The 15729-nt window shown below is 65.3% G+C and carries 14 protein-coding genes; 6 read left to right on the forward strand and 8 right to left on the reverse strand.

Annotation, left to right across the window (positions count from 1 at the left end):
• Positions 1-91: 91 nt before the first annotated feature.
• On the forward strand, positions 92-2311 hold the full coding sequence (locus tag RS899_RS11745; RefSeq protein WP_409978081.1) for a TonB-dependent siderophore receptor: 2220 nt from the start codon (positions 92-94) through the stop codon (positions 2309-2311).
• Between the two features lie 15 nt (positions 2312-2326).
• Positions 2327-3220: an alpha/beta hydrolase gene (locus RS899_RS11750; protein WP_315810019.1), complete on the forward strand. Its 894-nt coding sequence runs from the start codon at positions 2327-2329 to the stop codon at positions 3218-3220.
• Between the two features lie 116 nt (positions 3221-3336).
• Here the strand turns inward: RS899_RS11750 and RS899_RS11755 are convergent, their stop codons facing one another.
• Positions 3337-4230 carry a LysR family transcriptional regulator gene (locus RS899_RS11755; RefSeq protein WP_315810020.1) on the reverse strand — a complete coding sequence of 298 codons (894 nt, stop codon included), beginning with the start codon at positions 4228-4230 and terminating at the stop codon, positions 3337-3339.
• Between the two features lie 99 nt (positions 4231-4329).
• Between RS899_RS11755 and RS899_RS11760 the strand changes: the two genes are divergently transcribed.
• The gene (locus tag RS899_RS11760; protein ID WP_315810021.1) at positions 4330-5106 is read left to right on the forward strand and encodes an NAD(P)H-dependent oxidoreductase; all 777 of its coding nucleotides are present in this window, start codon (positions 4330-4332) and stop codon (positions 5104-5106) included.
• 189 nt (positions 5107-5295) lie between these two features.
• Here the strand turns inward: RS899_RS11760 and RS899_RS11765 are convergent, their stop codons facing one another.
• Positions 5296-6111: an aminotransferase class IV family protein gene (locus tag RS899_RS11765; protein WP_315810022.1), complete on the reverse strand. Its 816-nt coding sequence runs from the start codon at positions 6109-6111 to the stop codon at positions 5296-5298.
• A gap of 123 nt (positions 6112-6234) precedes the next feature.
• Here RS899_RS11765 and RS899_RS11770 point away from each other — a divergent pair, with 123 nt between their 5' ends.
• Positions 6235-7146, forward strand: coding sequence for a LysR substrate-binding domain-containing protein (locus RS899_RS11770; RefSeq protein ID WP_315810023.1), 912 nt, complete (start codon positions 6235-6237; stop codon positions 7144-7146).
• 2 nt (positions 7147-7148) lie between these two features.
• On the opposite strand, the gene RS899_RS11775 is transcribed toward RS899_RS11770, so the two are convergent.
• Entirely contained in the window at positions 7149-7622 is a 474-nt protein-coding gene (locus tag RS899_RS11775; RefSeq protein WP_054906916.1) for a glycine zipper 2TM domain-containing protein, read from the reverse strand.
• A gap of 222 nt (positions 7623-7844) precedes the next feature.
• On the opposite strand from RS899_RS11775, the gene RS899_RS11780 reads away from it, so the two are divergent.
• A complete protein-coding gene (locus RS899_RS11780) occupies positions 7845-8186 on the forward strand; it encodes an FKBP-type peptidyl-prolyl cis-trans isomerase (RefSeq protein WP_024766480.1) in 342 nt (113 codons plus the stop codon).
• Between the two features lie 3 nt (positions 8187-8189).
• Here RS899_RS11780 and RS899_RS11785 read toward each other — a convergent pair whose 3' ends face one another.
• Positions 8190-10154 (reverse strand): DEAD/DEAH box helicase, encoded by a 1965-nt coding sequence (locus tag RS899_RS11785; protein ID WP_315810024.1) that lies wholly within the window; start codon positions 10152-10154, stop codon positions 8190-8192.
• 166 nt (positions 10155-10320) lie between these two features.
• Here RS899_RS11785 and RS899_RS11790 point away from each other — a divergent pair, with 166 nt between their 5' ends.
• Positions 10321-11088, forward strand: coding sequence for an ATP-binding cassette domain-containing protein (locus RS899_RS11790; protein WP_315810025.1), 768 nt, complete (start codon positions 10321-10323; stop codon positions 11086-11088).
• A 394-nt stretch (positions 11089-11482) separates the two neighbouring features.
• Here RS899_RS11790 and fhuF read toward each other — a convergent pair whose 3' ends face one another.
• The 4 genes from fhuF to RS899_RS11810 form a co-directional block, all read right to left on the reverse strand.
• A complete protein-coding gene (gene fhuF / locus RS899_RS11795) occupies positions 11483-12238 on the reverse strand; it encodes a siderophore-iron reductase FhuF (protein ID WP_315810026.1) in 756 nt (251 codons plus the stop codon).
• Positions 12239-12284: 46 nt separating this feature from the next.
• Positions 12285-13271 (reverse strand): GNAT family N-acetyltransferase, encoded by a 987-nt coding sequence (locus RS899_RS11800; protein ID WP_315810027.1) that lies wholly within the window; start codon positions 13269-13271, stop codon positions 12285-12287.
• Positions 13272-13369: 98 nt separating this feature from the next.
• Positions 13370-14704, reverse strand: coding sequence for a lysine N(6)-hydroxylase/L-ornithine N(5)-oxygenase family protein (locus RS899_RS11805; protein ID WP_054906920.1), 1335 nt, complete (start codon positions 14702-14704; stop codon positions 13370-13372).
• Between the two features lie 434 nt (positions 14705-15138).
• The gene (locus RS899_RS11810; RefSeq protein ID WP_409978061.1) at positions 15139-15645 is read right to left on the reverse strand and encodes a sigma-70 family RNA polymerase sigma factor; all 507 of its coding nucleotides are present in this window, start codon (positions 15643-15645) and stop codon (positions 15139-15141) included.
• Positions 15646-15729: the final 84 nt, after the last annotated feature.

Raw genomic sequence — 15729 nt, forward strand, 5'->3', positions numbered from 1 at the left:
TAATGCGCTTTACTGGCAAATAGCAGTCATTATCATTTGTGATCTCTTAGTAATCGTCCTCCTCTGGAGATCACCGATGTCGTCCCGTCCGATGCAGTTCCTTCCGCCCTTCCTGCTGCTTTCCAGCTGCCTGCTGTCCTTCGCCGTACAGGCAGCCAGCGCCGATTCCGATGTCGTCGAGTTCGACAGCGAAACCATCGTCGCCACCGCCGCGGAGGAAGCCAAGCAGATGCCGGGCGTGTCGATCATCACCGCCGAGGACATCAAGAAGCGCCCGCCGGCCAGCGATCTGTCGCAGATCATCCGCACCATGCCGGGCGTCAACCTGACCGGCAACTCCACCAGCGGCCAGCGCGGCAACAACCGCCAGATCGACATCCGCGGCATGGGCCCGGAGAACACCCTGATCCTGGTGGACGGCAAGCCGGTCGCCAGCCGCAACGCCGTGCGCTACGGCTGGCGCGGCGAGCGCGACTCGCGCGGTGACACCAACTGGGTGCCGGCCGACCAGGTGGAGCGCATCGAAGTGCTGCGCGGCCCGGCGGCGGCGCGCTACGGCAATGGCGCGGCGGGCGGCGTGGTGAACATCATCACCAAGCAGGCCGGCAAGGAAACCCACGGCGACGTCACCGTCTACAGCAATTTCCCGCAGCACAGCGACGAAGGCGCCACCCAGCGCATGACCTTCGGCCTCAACGGCCCGCTGACCGACACCCTGAGCTACCGCGTCTACGGCAACGTCGCCAAGACCGACTCGGACGACTGGGACATCAACGCCGGCCACGAATCCAACCGCACCGGCAACCAGGTCGGCACCCTCCCCGCCGGCCGCGAAGGCGTGCGCAACAAGGACGTCAACGGCCTGCTCAGTTGGCACCTGACGCCCGAGCAGACCCTCGACTTCGAGGCCGGCTTCAGCCGCCAGGGCAACATCTACACCGGCGACACCCAGAACACCAACAGCAACGCCAACGTGAAGTCCATGCTCGGTCACGAGACCAACCGCATGTACCGCGAGAACTACTCGATCACCCATCGCGGCGAGTGGGACTTCGGCAGCTCCATGGCTTACCTGCAGTACGAGAAGACCCGCAACAGCCGCATCAACGAAGGCCTGGCTGGCGGCACCGAGGGTATCTTCAGCAACACCGATTTCTACACCGCCACCCTGCGCGACCTGACCGCCCACGGCGAAGTGAACCTGCCGCTGCACGCCTGGCGCGACCAGACCCTGACCCTGGGCAGCGAATGGGTGCAGCAGAAGCTCGACGACCCCAGCGCCAACACCCAGACCACCAGCGAAGGCGGCTCGGTGCCGGGCCTGGCCAGCAGCAACCGTGACACCACCTCGCAGGCACAGATCTTCTCGCTGTTCGCCGAGGACAACATCGAACTGTTCCCCGGCACCATGCTGACTCCGGGCCTGCGCTGGGACCACCACAACATCGTCGGCGACAACTTCAGCCCGTCGCTGAACCTGTCCCACGCGCTCACCGACAGCGTCACCCTGAAGGCCGGTATCGCCCGCGCCTACAAGGCGCCGAACCTGTACCAGCTCAACTCCGACTACCTGCTCTACAGCCGCGGCCAGGGTTGCTACGGCCAGAGCACCAGCTGCTACCTGCAAGGCAACGAGGACCTCAAGGCGGAAACCAGCGTCAACAAGGAGCTGGGCATCGAGTTCAACAAGGACGGCCTGATCGCCGGCCTGACCTACTTCCGCAATGACTACAAGAACAAGATCGAATCGGGCCTGTCGCCCATCGATCAGGCCAGCGGCGGCACCGGCAGCTACGCCAACGCGGCGATCTACCAGTGGGAAAACGTGCCCAAGGCGCTGGTCGAGGGCCTGGAAGGCACCCTGACCATCCCGCTGATGGAGCAGCTGAAGTGGAGCAACAACTTCACCTACATGCTGCAATCGAAGAACAAGGAAACCGGTGACGTGCTCTCGGTGACGCCGAAGTACACCCTGAACTCCATGCTCGACTGGCAAGCCACCGACGCCCTGTCGCTGCAAGCCAGCGTCGCCTGGTACGGCAAGCAGAAGCCGAAGAAGTACGACTACCACGGCGACCGCGTCACCGGCAGCGCCAACAACCAGCTCTCGCCCTACGCCATCGCCGGGCTGAGCGGCACCTACGTGTTCACCAAGAACCTGAGCTTCACCGCCGGGGTGGACAACGTGTTCGACAAGCGCCTGTTCCGTGAGGGCAACGCCCAGGGCGTGAATGGCATCGAGGGCGCCGGCGCGGCCACCTACAACGAACCGGGCCGCACGCTGTACACCAGCCTCACCGCGTCCTTCTGATTAGAGAAAAGCCTGATGAGATTTCGCCTCCTGGCCCTGGCACTGGCATTCGCCGTGCCGGGGCTGGCAGCGCACGCCGCGCCTGCCCCCGACCAGAAAATGGACACGACCCTGCTGCAACGCAGCGACCTGGCCTACCGCTTCAGTGAACTCAAGCTGGATTCCGCCGATGGCCAGCGTCACTACCAGCTGTGGATTGCCCGCCCGAATCACCCCGCTCCGGCCACAGGCTATCCAGTGGTGTGGATGCTCGATGGCAACGCCGCCGTCGGCGCACTGGACGAAAAGCTGCTCAACGACCTGAACAACGGCAAGGCGCCATTGCTGGTTGCCGTGGGTTACCAGACGCCCCTGCGCATTGATCGCGCCGGCCGCACCCGCGACTACACCCCGCCGCGCCCGCAACTGGCCGAGCAGAAGGACCCGCTCACCGGCGACCCCAGCGGCGGCGCCGATGCCTTCCTCGACCTGATGCGCGACCGCATGCTCCCGGCGGTGGCCGCCCAGGCGCCCATCGACCGTTCGCAGCAGGCCCTCTGGGGCCACTCCTACGGCGGCCTGCTGACACTCCATGCGCTGCTCACGCGCCCGCAGCAGTTCAGCTTCTACGCACCGGCCAGCCCTTCGCTGTGGTGGGGTGATGGCGCCATCCTCCAGGAGCAGGAAGGCTTTGCCCAACGCATGGCCGGGCATTCTGCGCAGCTGCTGCTGATGCGCGGCGGCAAGGAGCCCTTCAAGCCGCGCGAGGACATCACCCCCAGCGCACCGCGCGCCGCCCAGCAACTGGTAGAAAGCGTGGGCAAAGTGCCCGGCATGCAGGCGCGGTTCCACGCCATCGACGGCATGAGCCATGGGCAAACGCTGGAGGCTTCGCTGCGCTATCTGCTGCAGACGCGGTTTGGGCAGTGACCTGAGGCACCGTGCCAGGTTGTAGGAGCGAGCTTGCTCGCGAACAAGGACTTATCGGCGACTTCGACGCTGGGCGGTTCGCGAGCAAGCTCGCTCCTACAAAAGAGCATTGATGCTCAGACTGACGCGGCAATCTGCTCCCGCAACCACCGGTGCGCCGGGTCGCGGTGCGAGCGTTCGTCCCAGAGCATCGACATCTCGTATCCCGGCACCTCCACCGGCGCCTCCACCACGCGCAGCGCCGGGTTATTGCGCACCAGCCGCGCCGGTACCATGGCCACCAGGTCGCTGCTGGCCAGCGCCGAGATGACGAAGAGGAAATGCGGCACCGACAAGGCCACGCGCCGGCTCAGGCCGACCGCCGCCAACACTTCGTCGGTCACGCCGCTAAAGCCGCCGCCATCGGGCGACACCATCACATGCTCCAACTGGCAGAACTGCGCCAGGCTCGGCTTGCGCTTCAACTTCGGGTGCCCGGCACGCCCGGCCAGCACGTAGCGCTCGGTGAACAACGTGCGCCGGCGCATGTTCGGCGGGCTGCCATCGGTAGTGTGGAACGCCAGGTCGATCTCGCCCCGCTCCGCCTGCCGGGCGATGCGCGGCGGCGACAGCTCCAGCAGAGCCAGGCGAGTGCCCGGTGCGCTGCCGCGAATGGCGCTCAACGCCGGCAACAGGATGGTGGATTCGCCGTAGTCCGTCGCGGCGATGCGCCAGGTGTTGTCTGCCAGGGCCGGATCAAAGGGTGCTGCTGGCGCCACCGCCTGCTCCAGGGCCTCCAAGGCGATGCGCAGGGGCTCGCGCAGGGATTCTGCCCGTGCCGTCGGGCGCATGCCGCGCGGGCCGGGCAGGAGCAGCGGGTCGTCGAAAATATCGCGTAGCTTGGCCAGGTGCACGCTGACCGAGGGCTGGGAAAAATTCAGCTGCTCGGCGGCGCGTGTGACGTTGTGCTCGCGCAGCAGCACGTCGAGGGTCACCAGCAGATTCAGATCGAGCCTGCGCAGATTATTCATTGATATACCTGGGATGCCGGATATTCATTTCAACTATACCCCGGCAATCCGCATCCTGCGCCCATCCCCTCTCACCGGATGACTCACAGGAAGGCATTCATGAACGTACTGATCGTCTACGCCCACCCCGAACCACGTTCGCTCAATGGCTCACTGAAGGACTTCGCCGTGCGCCACCTGCAGGCGGCCGGCCATGCCGTGCAGGTCTCGGACCTGTATGCGATGAACTGGAAGGCCCCGCTCGACGCTTGCGACAACCTCGACCGCGATCCCGAAGCGCGTTTCGACCCCTCGCTGGACTCCAAGCGCGCCTACGCCGCTGGCCGGCAGAGCACGGACATCACCGCCGAACAGGAAAAGCTGCGCTGGGCCGACACCGTGATCCTGCAGTTCCCGCTCTGGTGGTTCAGCATGCCGGCAATCCTCAAGGGCTGGTTCGAGCGGGTATACGCCTATGGCTTCGCCTACGGCGTCGGCGAGCACTCCGACGCCCGCTGGGGCGACCGCTATGGCGAAGGTAACCTCGCCGGCAAACGCGCCATGCTGGTGGTCACCACCGGCGGCTGGGAATCGCACTACAGCCCGCGCGGCATCAACGGCCCGATCGATGACCTGCTCTTCCCGATCCATCACGGCATGCTGTACTACCCCGGCTTCGACGTGCTGCCGCCGTACCTGGTCTACCGCACCAGCCGTGTAGACGCCGAGCGCTACGCGCAGATCGAACGGGAATTGGGCGAGCGCCTGGAGACGCTCCAGACCACCGCTCCCATCCCCTTCCGCCGGCAGAATGGCGGCGATTACCAGATTCCCGCGTTGACCTTGCGCGATGAGATCAATCCTCAGGCAACCGGTTTTACTGCGCATCTGGATTGAGCCCCTGTTCGCGAGCAAGCTCGCTCCTACAAGGAGCTGCGCGCATGCACCTGCAGGATTTTCGTAGGGCGCATAACGCGTCAGCGTTATCCGCCGAACCATCGCCGGCGGATAACCTGCTCCAGGTTATTCGTCCTACAGTCTGCCAGCCTGATTATTGGGCGGGATTGCCCACGAACCGCCCAGCCCTCAGGGCTGAACACGCGGCTCTGCCTCGAAGGCGCTGCGCAGCAACTCGACGAACTCCGGCGCCGGGGAAAATTCCACGTCACCGATGCGACTCACCGGTACCGCCGGCGTCCAGGAGTTCATCACCACGGCACCGGTCAGGCGCGGCAGGTCCTGCTGGTCGATGGCGCGGGTGACCTGGCGCACGCCCTGCCGTTCCAGTTGCCGCTGGAGGATGCCCATGGTGGTGCCGGTAAGCATTTTCGCCCGCGGCCAGACCACGGTTTCACCGTCCCAGAACGCCAGGTTCCAGATGGTCGCCTCACTGAAGCGCCCGCGATGGTCGGTGAACACCGCATCGTCGAAGCCGGCGGCCACCGCTTCGCGCAGGTACCAGGTCTTGGCGATCTCGCCGACGTGCTTGATCTCCGGCAGCACCCGTTCGTGCCCGGCGATGGCCAGGGCCAGCGGTCCCTGCGGGCCATCCGAAGGCGGCGCAGTGCGCACCAGCAGCTCGGGGCGATGCTCAGGGCCGGCAACGGTGAATTCCCCGGCGGGCGAGTAGACCGTCGCCATCAGGGATACGTCTGCCGGCGCCTGCTCCAGCGCGGTACGCAAGGCGGCACGAATCTCCTCATCGGAGTGGCTCTGGCCGAACAGCCGCTGCGAAGCGTTGCGCAGGCGTTCCAGGTGTAGGTCCAGGCCGCGAATGCCGCCGCCACGCACCTGCATGGCGGTGAAATGCGCATAACCGGCGAAAGCCAGGAGCGCAAGGTCGTCGGCGCTGGCCGGCTGGGCATTGCGCTGGGTGATGTAGGGATGGATGGCGGCTGACATGGCGTGGCTTCCTCTGCTCGGTGATCTTCAAATTCAACATCAGGTGAGATCACTATCGGCCTTTGACGAAGCCAGGAGAAACGAGTATTTCTCGACGGATCCTCAAGCAGGATTTGAAGATCGATGAGTCGCCCCTTTCCCGGTATCCGCAGCCTGCGCACCTTCGAGGCGGCTGGCCGTCACCTCAACTTCACCCGCGCGGCGGAAGAAGTCGGCCTGACGCCGGCCGCGGTCAGCCACCAGATCAAGGAGCTGGAAGACCAGCTCGGCCTCGGCCTCTTCGTGCGTACCAGTCGCAGCATCCAGCTGACCCCGGCGGGCGCGTTGCTGCTCGAAGCGGCAGTCGAGTCCCTCGGCCTGCTGCACCGCGCCACCGTGCGTGCCCGACGGTTGGCGCGGACTTCGGAACAACTACGGGTCTCGTTGACAGCCCGGTTCGCCACGCACTGGCTGCTGCCGCGTCTGCCGAAATTCCGCGCACTACATCCGGGGTTGAAGCTCAGTTTCGACGTCAGCGACGAGTTGCGGGATTTCGCCGTCGATGACATCGATCTGGCCATCCGCTTCGGCAGCGGACACGACCCCGGCCTGGTCGCGGAGCGCCTGTTCGATACCCAGATAGTGCCGGTGTGCTGCCCGAGCCTGCTCAGCGAAGGTCCACCCTTGCGCGAGCCGCGCGACCTGCAGGCCCATACCCTGTGCCATGTGGTGTGCGAGACCGAAGGCGCCGCCTGGCCGGACTGGTCGCGCTGGATGGCTGCAGCCGGCGTGGAAGACTTCGACGCTGGCAACTGCGTGACCTTCGAGGACACCAGCCACGTGGTGCAGGCCGTGCTGGAAGGCGGCGCGGTCGGCCTGGCCGACCAGGCCATGGTCGCCCGCGAACTGGAGCAGGGCCTGCTGGTGCAGCCCTTCGAGCTGGGCGTGCGCGTCGCCCAGGACTACGCCTACAACCTGGTCTACCCGCAGGCCAGTGCAGAGGACCCGCGGGTGAAGGCCTTCCGCGACTGGGCGCTGGCCGAACTGGTCGACTGAACTCAGTCGTTCTGCGGCACCACGCGGGCACCGGCGCCCTGCCCTTCGATGTAGACCTTGCTGCCGGGCTTGAGCTCGGCGTTCACCGGCTGGGTCACCGACACCAGCACGCCATTCTTCATCCGCACGATAATCTGCTGCGCTTCCTGGGGTTTGTCGTACTGGCGCTGCTCGGCATAGTTGCCGCCCACGCCACCGGCCAACGCGCCCGCGATCATCGCCACGTCGCGACCGGTACCGCGGCCGATCAGGCTGCCCAGCGCCACACCGCCAAGGCCACCGAGAATAGCGCCGACACCCGTGTCATGGTTGGTCTTCACCTGGGTATCGGTCACCTGCTCGACCACCCCGGTACGAATCTCCATTTCCCCCGGCCCGCCATTGCCGCTACCGCCCCCGCCGCTATCCATGGCGGCACAGGCACTGAGCCCAAGTACGAAGAAACCGATGAGGAATCCGTGGTTGATGCGACGCATGGCGATCTCCTAGGTTGGGTTGGTTGCCGACCCCGGCGGCGCGTGCCACCCAGCCTGCTGAGCATTGCTCGGATTCGGTGATTTGCCCGGGCCAGGTGGCGATTGCGACGGACGGTAGAATGTGGGCACAAGCTCAAGGACAGTCCACCGGGCGGGACTTGCCTTTGCTGCGCATTCCTGCGAAAACGCACGCCCTTCGCCACCGCAACACGAGAACACCCCATGAGCAACGAACTGCAGATCGAAGATATCGTCGTCGGCGACGGCAAGGCCGTGGTCAAGGGCGCCCTGATCACCACCCAGTACAAGGGCACCCTGGAGGACGGCACCGTCTTCGATTCGTCCTACGACAAGGGCCGCCCCTTCCAGTGCGTGATCGGCACCGGCCGGGTGATCAAGGGCTGGGACCAGGGCCTGATGGGCATGAAGGTCGGCGGCAAGCGCAAGCTCTTCGTCCCGGCGCACCTGGCCTACGGCGAGCGCCAGGTCGGCGCGCACATCCAGCCCAACTCCAACCTGCTGTTCGAGATCGAACTGCTGGAAGTCCTCACCCGCGACGATTGATCCTCATGCCGGCGCGGCTTCCACGCTGCGCCGCATGGCCAGGATCGCCGTCGGCCCCTGCGCCTTGCGGGTAAACCAGAACACCCGGCTCACGCCACGGGTGATCGCCACGTAGGCCAGACGCAGCTGCTCATCCTGCTGGGCCTGGTCATAGCTGCTGGCGAAGAAGCCCGAAGCCGCGTACAGCGCGCTACGCAGCGGATGTTTTTCCGGTGGCGCGCAGTCGTCGACGATGATCGCCACTTCCGCTTGCAGGCCCTTGGCACGGTGGATGGTCATGCCCTTCACCGGCAGCTTGCGGTCCAGCTCGCCGAGGATCGTTTGCAGGGTTTCATTGCGCCGGCTGAGCAGCAGCACGGCGGTCTTCTCCCGCGATCCGCGCGTGGCGACGTGCTCGCACTGCTTGCGGATCTCATCGAGCAGAATCGGCAGGCTGTTGCGCGCATCGAAACGCTGCACCAACTTCACGCCGTGATCCCCCGCCTCCGCCGACTTGAACGCGCGGCAGGTCTTGGCCTGCTTGTTGGCCACGCCCACCAGCACCCGCTCGCCGTCACGGATCACCGGGTCGATGCTGCGGTAGTTGGTTTCCAACAGCAGCACGCGGCTCTTGCGCCGGCCCTTGCTGGGGAAATGCCGGTCGAAGTCCATGAACAGCTCCGGCGAGCTGCCGCGCCAGGCGTAGATGGACTGCCAGTCGTCACCAATGGCCATCAGGCTGACGGCTTCGCCGCGCTTGGCGAGGTCGCGGTGCAGCGCCTGCAGCCACTGCACGATCTGCGGCGATACGTCCTGGAACTCGTCGATCAGCAGGTGCTGGAACGGCGCCAGGGCTGCGGCCGGCAACGTGCCGTCACCGAGCTGGTCGGTGAGGCGCTGGAAGGCCAGGTTGAAGGTCAGCAGACCCTGTTCCTGCAGCGCGTTTTCGAAGGCCACCCAGAACAGTTGCAGCGCTTCGACGAACTGCCGTTCGCGCGCCGGACAGCCAAGCTTCTTCGGCTGCAGCTGGGCGATGCGCAGGCCGATGCTCTCGATGAACCCGGCCTGAGCATAGAAGGCTTCGAACAGCGGCAGCGCGGTGAACTCTCCAGATAACTTGAAGGCGTCCAGCGGCGCCTTGCCGATGCGCGGCGGCTTGCCATCCTCGCCGGCTTCAGGCGGTGGCGGCAGCTCCAGCAGCTGATGCGCCAGGACACGGAATTCGTGCTGGTCGGCATAGCACTGCTGGTAGACCTGCTTGAGCAGCCGCTGCTGCGCCGGGCGCAGGCGTCCCGCCAGCAAGGGGTTGTCCAGTTCGTCTGCCGGGGTGCGCTCGTCCAGTTGCTCGAACCAGCGAGGATTCTTCAGCGCAACTTTCGCCAGCATGCCCATGGCCGAATGGAAGGTACGCACGCACTGCCTCGCCTGCGCCGCGTCGAAGGGATGGCCCCAGTAGCCGAGCACTTTCACCAGCTGCTCGCGCAGCTGGGCGCAGGAGGCGTTGGTGAAGGAAATCACCGTCACTCGCTCGGCCTCGATGCCCAGGTGGCACAGCATGTAGACGACGCGCAGGACCAGCGTCGTCGACTTGCCGGAGCCGGCGCCGGCGAAGATGCGGGTCAGCGGTTCGGGCGCGAGGATCATCGCCCACTGTTCGTCCGAAGGCTGGCTGATCACGCCGTGGGCGGCGGCCTGGGCCACTCGCTGGCGCATGTCCAGGGCGAGCTGCTCATCGGGCGCCTTGGCGGTACCGTAGATGCCGGCAGCGGCCGGAGCGCGCGGGCGCCTGGGCGCGGGCCCCTCGCCATCCTGCTTGGTTTTTGCCGTGCGCTTGGCAGGTGCCTTGGCTTTGCCCTTGGTCTTGCCGCGTCCACGAGGCTGCGGCTGCGCCGCTTCGCGTTCGGTGCGCAGGTATTCGGTGGTACGGGGGAAATAACGCGCCAGGGCCTCGGCGAGCAGGCGTTTGTAGCGTTCGACAGCAGACTCCATGGGCCCTACCAGATCAATTACAGCGTTGAATCATAAGCGCTTTCGGACAGTGACAGGCAAGTGATCGGGCGGTTCCGCAAGGTCTTGGAAAATTGATAACCATTAGCGATTGGATTAGAGTCGGGCTCCCGCTTTTTCCGGCCTTGCCGCCCTGATGGATGACCCCATGTTCGAACTGGAAAATGTCAGTTTCAGCGTCCCCGGTCGCACCCTTCTGCAACCGCTGAGCCTGCAACTGGCCGACGGCAACATGATCGGCCTGATCGGCCACAACGGTTCGGGCAAGTCCACGCTGCTCAAACTGCTGGCCCGCCAGCAGCAGGCCAGCAGCGGCAGCATCCGCCTGGACGGCAAGCCGCTGCAGGACTGGGGCAACCGCGACTTCGCGCGCCAGGTAGCCTACCTGCCACAACAGCTGCCGCAGACCGACGGCCTGACCGTGCGCGAACTGGTCGCTTTCGGCCGGTACCCTTGGCACGGCGCACTGGGCCGCGTGACCGGCGAAGACCGCAAGCAGATCGACCGCGCGCTGGAGCTGACCGACACCCAGGCCTTCGCCGACCGCCCCGTGGACCTGCTTTCCGGCGGCGAACGCCAACGCGTCTGGCTGGCCATGCTGCTGGCGCAGAACAGCCGCTACCTGCTGCTGGACGAACCGACCTCGGCGCTGGATATCGCCCACCAGGTGGAAGTACTGTCCCGCGTCCACGAACTGAGCCGCGAGCTGGGCCTGGGCGTGCTGGTGGTGCTGCACGACATCAACATGGCGGCACGTTACTGCGACCACCTGATCGCCCTGCACGGCGGCCGCCTGCTGGCCCAGGGCTCGCCCGCCGAGCTGATGCGCGGGGACACGCTGGAGGATATCTACGGCATTCCCATGGGCGTGCTGAGCAATCCGGTGGATGGCTCGCCGATCATTTATCTGCGCTGACGTGTAGGACTCCGTCCGCGATGGCTTTTGGTATGGCGTTTCTGCGCCGCTTCGGTGTGTTCGGAGGGATTTTGTTTCGCCCCCTCGGGCGAGTCCCTTTTGTCAAACGCCACAAAAGGAACCAAAAAGTCTCGCCCCTCCATCCGGTTTTTCGCTCAGGCGAAAAATTCCCTCATTGAATCGAAGTTTCAGAGGCACGCCACGACGGGCCATCCCTGGCCCATCGTGGCTCTCGCGGCATCCATGCCGCTCAACCCCTGAAACTCCAATTCAATGAGGCCTCCTGAAAGGGGCATTCCGGAGCATTCGGATGTTTCTCTGGAAGTACTCAAGACCAAAACCACAGCTGCGCGTGCAACACCGTAGGGCGGATAACGCTGACGCGGTATGCGCCCTACCGATCGCTCACTTCAACCGGCGGCTCATCGATCAGCGGGCAGTTGTCGCAATTCCCGACTTCCCCCAGCCGATAGCGAATGCAGCAGGTCCGCCGCTGCCGCCAGAACCCGTCGGGGCGCTGCGCGCAGGACACCTCGACATACTGGATCGGCTTGAACAGCGGATTGCGCGTACCATCCGGCCGGCGCTCGGTCTCCAGCAGCTCACGACCATGCCCCAGCATCGGTGCCAGCGGCGGCAGCCTGCCCATCTCGCCGATGAACCACTCGAAGTAATTCCCGGCATTGCTCCACAGCACCCTGGGCGACAGGCGTACCTCGGCGGCGAGGCACTGCACGAAGGGTTGCAGGTGACCTTCCAGCAGATGGGCGAAGCGCTGGAATGGGTCGCCCGGCGGCGCCGCGAACGGCCCACCCTCCCCCGGCAACTTGAAAGCCTCGGGAATGCCCTGGGCATCCAGCACCACTTCCACGTCGTCGAAGTCCAGCGGCAGCGTGCGGCCGAGCACCAGCGCGGCGGCAACGGCCGGTGGGATGATCCGCACCAGGTACCACTTGGACCACTGCGAGGCCAGGGCGCGGCGATCGCCATCGGCGTGGGGCGGGTCGAAGCGGCGCAGCACGCTGTCGAGCCTCTCGCGTTCGAGCAGCGTGCGGGCCGGTATCGAGGGGCGCGGATCGTCGCGGGTCACCAGCACCTCGCGGTAACTGGCGAACTCGCCGAAATACAGCGGCGCCAGGGCTGCGATCACCGGCAGCCCTCGGTCGTGCGGCCCTCGATCCGGCAGAGCAGCGCTGTCAGCACAGGGCACAACGCTCGAAGAAGGTTTCCCGGCTCTGCACCATCAGCGCGGCGCGCTTGTGCGGGAAGTTGAATTCCTTCTCGCGCCAGAAGCCCAGTCGCTGCATGTGGCCGATCATCTTCGCGTTGTCGGCGCGCGGTTCGGCGACGATGCGCTGGGTGCGCGGGTCGTCCAGCAGCAGGTAGTGCACCAGGGCGGTCATCCAGCTTTCCACCTTGTGCGGCCCGCGATGGGATTCCTCGCCCACCAGCATGTGGATGCCGCGGTCGTAGTCGCCCACGTCGTAGAACGGCGCGATGCGGTCTTCCTTGGCCCAGTAGGCTTCGTAGTAGGCGAAGGGCTCGTCGTCGATGCAGCCGATCAGGGTGGTGGTGTGCGGGTCGGCAGCGGCTTTTTCCAGGTAGACGCGGTGCTGTTCGAGGGTTCCGCCCTCCTGCCAGAACTCCAGCACGCGGGGGCTGTTCTGCCAGCGGTTGAAGCGTTCCAGGTCCAGCTCGATGTCCAGGGTGCGCAGGGAAATCCATTGGCCCAATTTTGCATCGAAGCGGCGATAGACCTCACCTTGCGGCTTGGGTGCGCGCAGCGGATGACGGCGGCCGCTGCTGATGCGATAGACCTGTGGGTAATCGGCACTGGCGATGCCCTTGTGCCAGGCAGCCCCTAGCTGCCAGAAGGCCCCGCGCTCGATCTGCAGGCGCCCGCCGACTTCATCACGGCTCACCAGGCCTTGCTCCAGGGCCTCGGCGGGTACGTTGGCAGCAGCGAACTGCACGCGCTCACACTGCGCGTCGCCGGCAAAGCTCCAGTAGGCCAGCGCCCACAGGGCATCGCGGGTGACGGCCCCGTTGAGCTGCCAGCACTCGCCCTCGCGTTGCGCAGTCAGCAGCGGCTCGCCATCGAGCAGCAAGGTCAGGCCTGTGGCACCGCGGTCGGCGGACAGTTGGCGGCCATCGGGCAGCGGTAGGGAAAAAGTGGGCGTCATGATGGATAACCTTTCGTGAATGCAACGACCCCGCTCGTATGACGAGCAGGGTCGGCAGGAATTTAGTCGGCCCGGAAGAAATCTCCGGGCCGTTGGCTTCAGGCGCTTTCGGCCGTCAGTGGACGCGAGGGCTTGTGTGCCGATTCCTGCGGCGGCAGGTGCTCGAACATCGAGGCGGCGATTTCCTCGGCGCGCATCGGCAGCACCGACAACAACGTGTCGCTCAAGCCGTGACTGTCCTGGGTGAAACCCTGCAGGTAGATGCCGGCGTGCAGGCGCTCGTCGGCCAGCACGCGGTAGTCGCGACCCACCTCGAAGTCGCCCAGGTAATCCTGCAGCGGTGCAAGCAGCTCGCGGTGCGATTTGCGCTCGTAGCCGGTGGCGAGGATCACCGCGTCGTAGCGATGGGTTTCCACGGCGCCGGTGGCGCTGTCGCGCAGGGTCAGCTCGATACCATCGGCGTCGGCCTTGGCGGCTTCGACGTTGCGGCGGCAAAGGAAGGCATGGCGATCCACGCCCGCCACCTTCTGGCGGTAGAAGATGCCGTAGATGCGCTCGATCAGGTCCAGGTCGACCACCGAGTAGTTGGTGTTGTGGAATTCCTGGATCAGCTTCTCGCGCTCGGCCTTGGGCTCGTTGAACACCAGGTCGGTGTAGCGCGGGGCGAAGATTTCGTTGACGAAGGGGCTGTCGTCGGCCGGTTTGAGCACGGCCGCGCGCAGGACCATGTCGACCTGCACCGAGGGGAAGCTGTCGTTCAGGTCGATGAAGGCTTCCGCCGCGCTCTGGCCGCCGCCGATCACCGCGATGCGCATCGGCTCGTTCTGGTTGCAGCGCTGCTTGGCCATGCACTCCAGGTAACGGGCGTGGTGGAACACGCGCGGGTCGTCACGCAGGTGGCTGAAGGCGGACGGGAAGCGCGGCGTGCCGCCAGTGCTCACCACCACGCTGCGGGCCAGGCGGAAGCGCTCATGGCCGCGGGCATCGGTGGACAGCACCTTGACCAGCTCGATGCCGTCCGGGCCCTGCACCGGCTCCACGCGGCTGACTGTCTCGCCGCAGACGCGCTGCTCGGCGAACTGGTCGCTGACCCAGCGCAGGTAGTCGTTGTACTCCATGCGGCACGGGTAGAAGGTGCCCAGGTTGGTGAAATCGATCAGCCGCCCCATCGCATGCAGGTAATTGACGAAGCTGTACGGGCTGGTGGGATTGCGCAGGGTCACCAGGTCCTTGAGGAAGGAAATCTGCAGCTCGCTCTGCGCCACCAGGGTGTTGCCGTGCCAGCGGTAGTCCGCCTGCTTGTCGAGGAACAGGGCGTGGTAATGGCGGCCCTCGCGTCGCGCCTGCTCCTGCAGGGCGATCGCCAGCGCCAGGTTGGAGGGGCCGAAACCGATGCCGAGCACGTCGTAGGTCGGGGTGATCATCTGAGTCATGGTGCCAATGTCCTGTGTCGCGATGGCCGTGGGGCATGACGACGCGGGAACCGGTGGCCTACTGCTCGGCCCTGCCAGGAGCGCCCCGCCGCTTGGCGGCCGGCACTCAATCCTGCGTGTCGCCCATGATTTGCGCTGTCGATAGCGCGTTATCTGGAGAGACGAGACAGGCTTCGGGAAATTTAGAATGATTCTCACTAAGTCATGAAAATTTCAGAATGACGAAGAGCTGAGTAGCACCAGGAATCTGCGTGCGGGCACGCAGAAATTAATTGTCGGCGCAGGCCATACGTCTGTGTATGTAATTGCGATTGGCGCGGTGCGGCTCGCGAGCAAGCTCGCTCCTACAGGCGGGGGTTCGCGCGCTCTTTGCAAGACGAGGGGGACGCCCAGTCCTTGCCCGCGAACCAGAGATGACAGGGAATGAGGTGTGACTAACCCTGCCCGCCCCAGGCCCTGAGCCGCAGCCGGCAATGCTTCATCGCGTTGACGATGTGCTTCTCCACCATGTCGCGGGAAATGCCCATGGTTTCGGCGATCTCGAGATGGCTGCAGCCTTCGACCTTGCGCAGCAGGAATGCGCGGCGACAGTTTTCGGGCAGCTCGCCAAGGGCGCGCTGGAGCAACTGCAACTGCTGCTGCCGGCTGGCCTCTTCCTGCGGGCAGCGCTCGTCGAGGCAGCCTTCGCGATCGAGGGTTTCCAGCTCTTCGGTGCGGCGCACGCGCCCGCGCCGGTGCAGGTCGATACTGAGGTTCACCGCCGTGCGATAGAGAAATGCGCGGGGTTGTTCGATATGCTCGTCACCCTTGCGGTCGAGCAGGCGCAGGAACGCCTCCTGCGTCACATCGGCAGCCGCCTGGCGGTCGCCGAGGCTGCGATTGAGGTACAGGACCAGTTCCTTGTAATACCGGATGAACGCGCTTTCCACCCCGTCGGGCATCCTATGAAAAACAGTCGAGGCTGCAGGCGCCTGCTGACAGTCCGAGTCAGGCTTATTTATAATCACTCGCATCAACACGAAAAG

The sequence above is a fragment of the Pseudomonas sp. C9-3 genome, assembly GCF_032392015.1.
GTDB lineage: Bacteria > Pseudomonadota > Gammaproteobacteria > Pseudomonadales > Pseudomonadaceae > Pseudomonas > Pseudomonas nitroreducens.

Coding starts and splice junctions, on each gene's coding strand:
- RS899_RS11770 (WP_315810023.1), top strand. CDS start 6,235: ATGAGTCGCCCCTTTCCCGGTATCCGCAGCCTGCGCACCTTCGAGGCG.
- RS899_RS11750 (WP_315810019.1), top strand. CDS start 2,327: ATGAGATTTCGCCTCCTGGCCCTGGCACTGGCATTCGCCGTGCCGGGG.
- RS899_RS11775 (WP_054906916.1), bottom strand. CDS start 7,622: ATGCGTCGCATCAACCACGGATTCCTCATCGGTTTCTTCGTACTTGGG.
- RS899_RS11785 (WP_315810024.1), bottom strand. CDS start 10,154: ATGGAGTCTGCTGTCGAACGCTACAAACGCCTGCTCGCCGAGGCCCTG.
- RS899_RS11790 (WP_315810025.1), top strand. CDS start 10,321: ATGTTCGAACTGGAAAATGTCAGTTTCAGCGTCCCCGGTCGCACCCTT.
- RS899_RS11780 (WP_024766480.1), top strand. CDS start 7,845: ATGAGCAACGAACTGCAGATCGAAGATATCGTCGTCGGCGACGGCAAG.
- RS899_RS11745 (WP_409978081.1), top strand. CDS start 92: ATGCAGTTCCTTCCGCCCTTCCTGCTGCTTTCCAGCTGCCTGCTGTCC.
- RS899_RS11810 (WP_409978061.1), bottom strand. CDS start 15,645: ATGCCCGACGGGGTGGAAAGCGCGTTCATCCGGTATTACAAGGAACTG.
- RS899_RS11765 (WP_315810022.1), bottom strand. CDS start 6,111: ATGTCAGCCGCCATCCATCCCTACATCACCCAGCGCAATGCCCAGCCG.
- RS899_RS11755 (WP_315810020.1), bottom strand. CDS start 4,230: ATGAATAATCTGCGCAGGCTCGATCTGAATCTGCTGGTGACCCTCGAC.
- RS899_RS11800 (WP_315810027.1), bottom strand. CDS start 13,271: ATGACGCCCACTTTTTCCCTACCGCTGCCCGATGGCCGCCAACTGTCC.
- RS899_RS11760 (WP_315810021.1), top strand. CDS start 4,330: ATGAACGTACTGATCGTCTACGCCCACCCCGAACCACGTTCGCTCAAT.
- RS899_RS11805 (WP_054906920.1), bottom strand. CDS start 14,704: ATGACTCAGATGATCACCCCGACCTACGACGTGCTCGGCATCGGTTTC.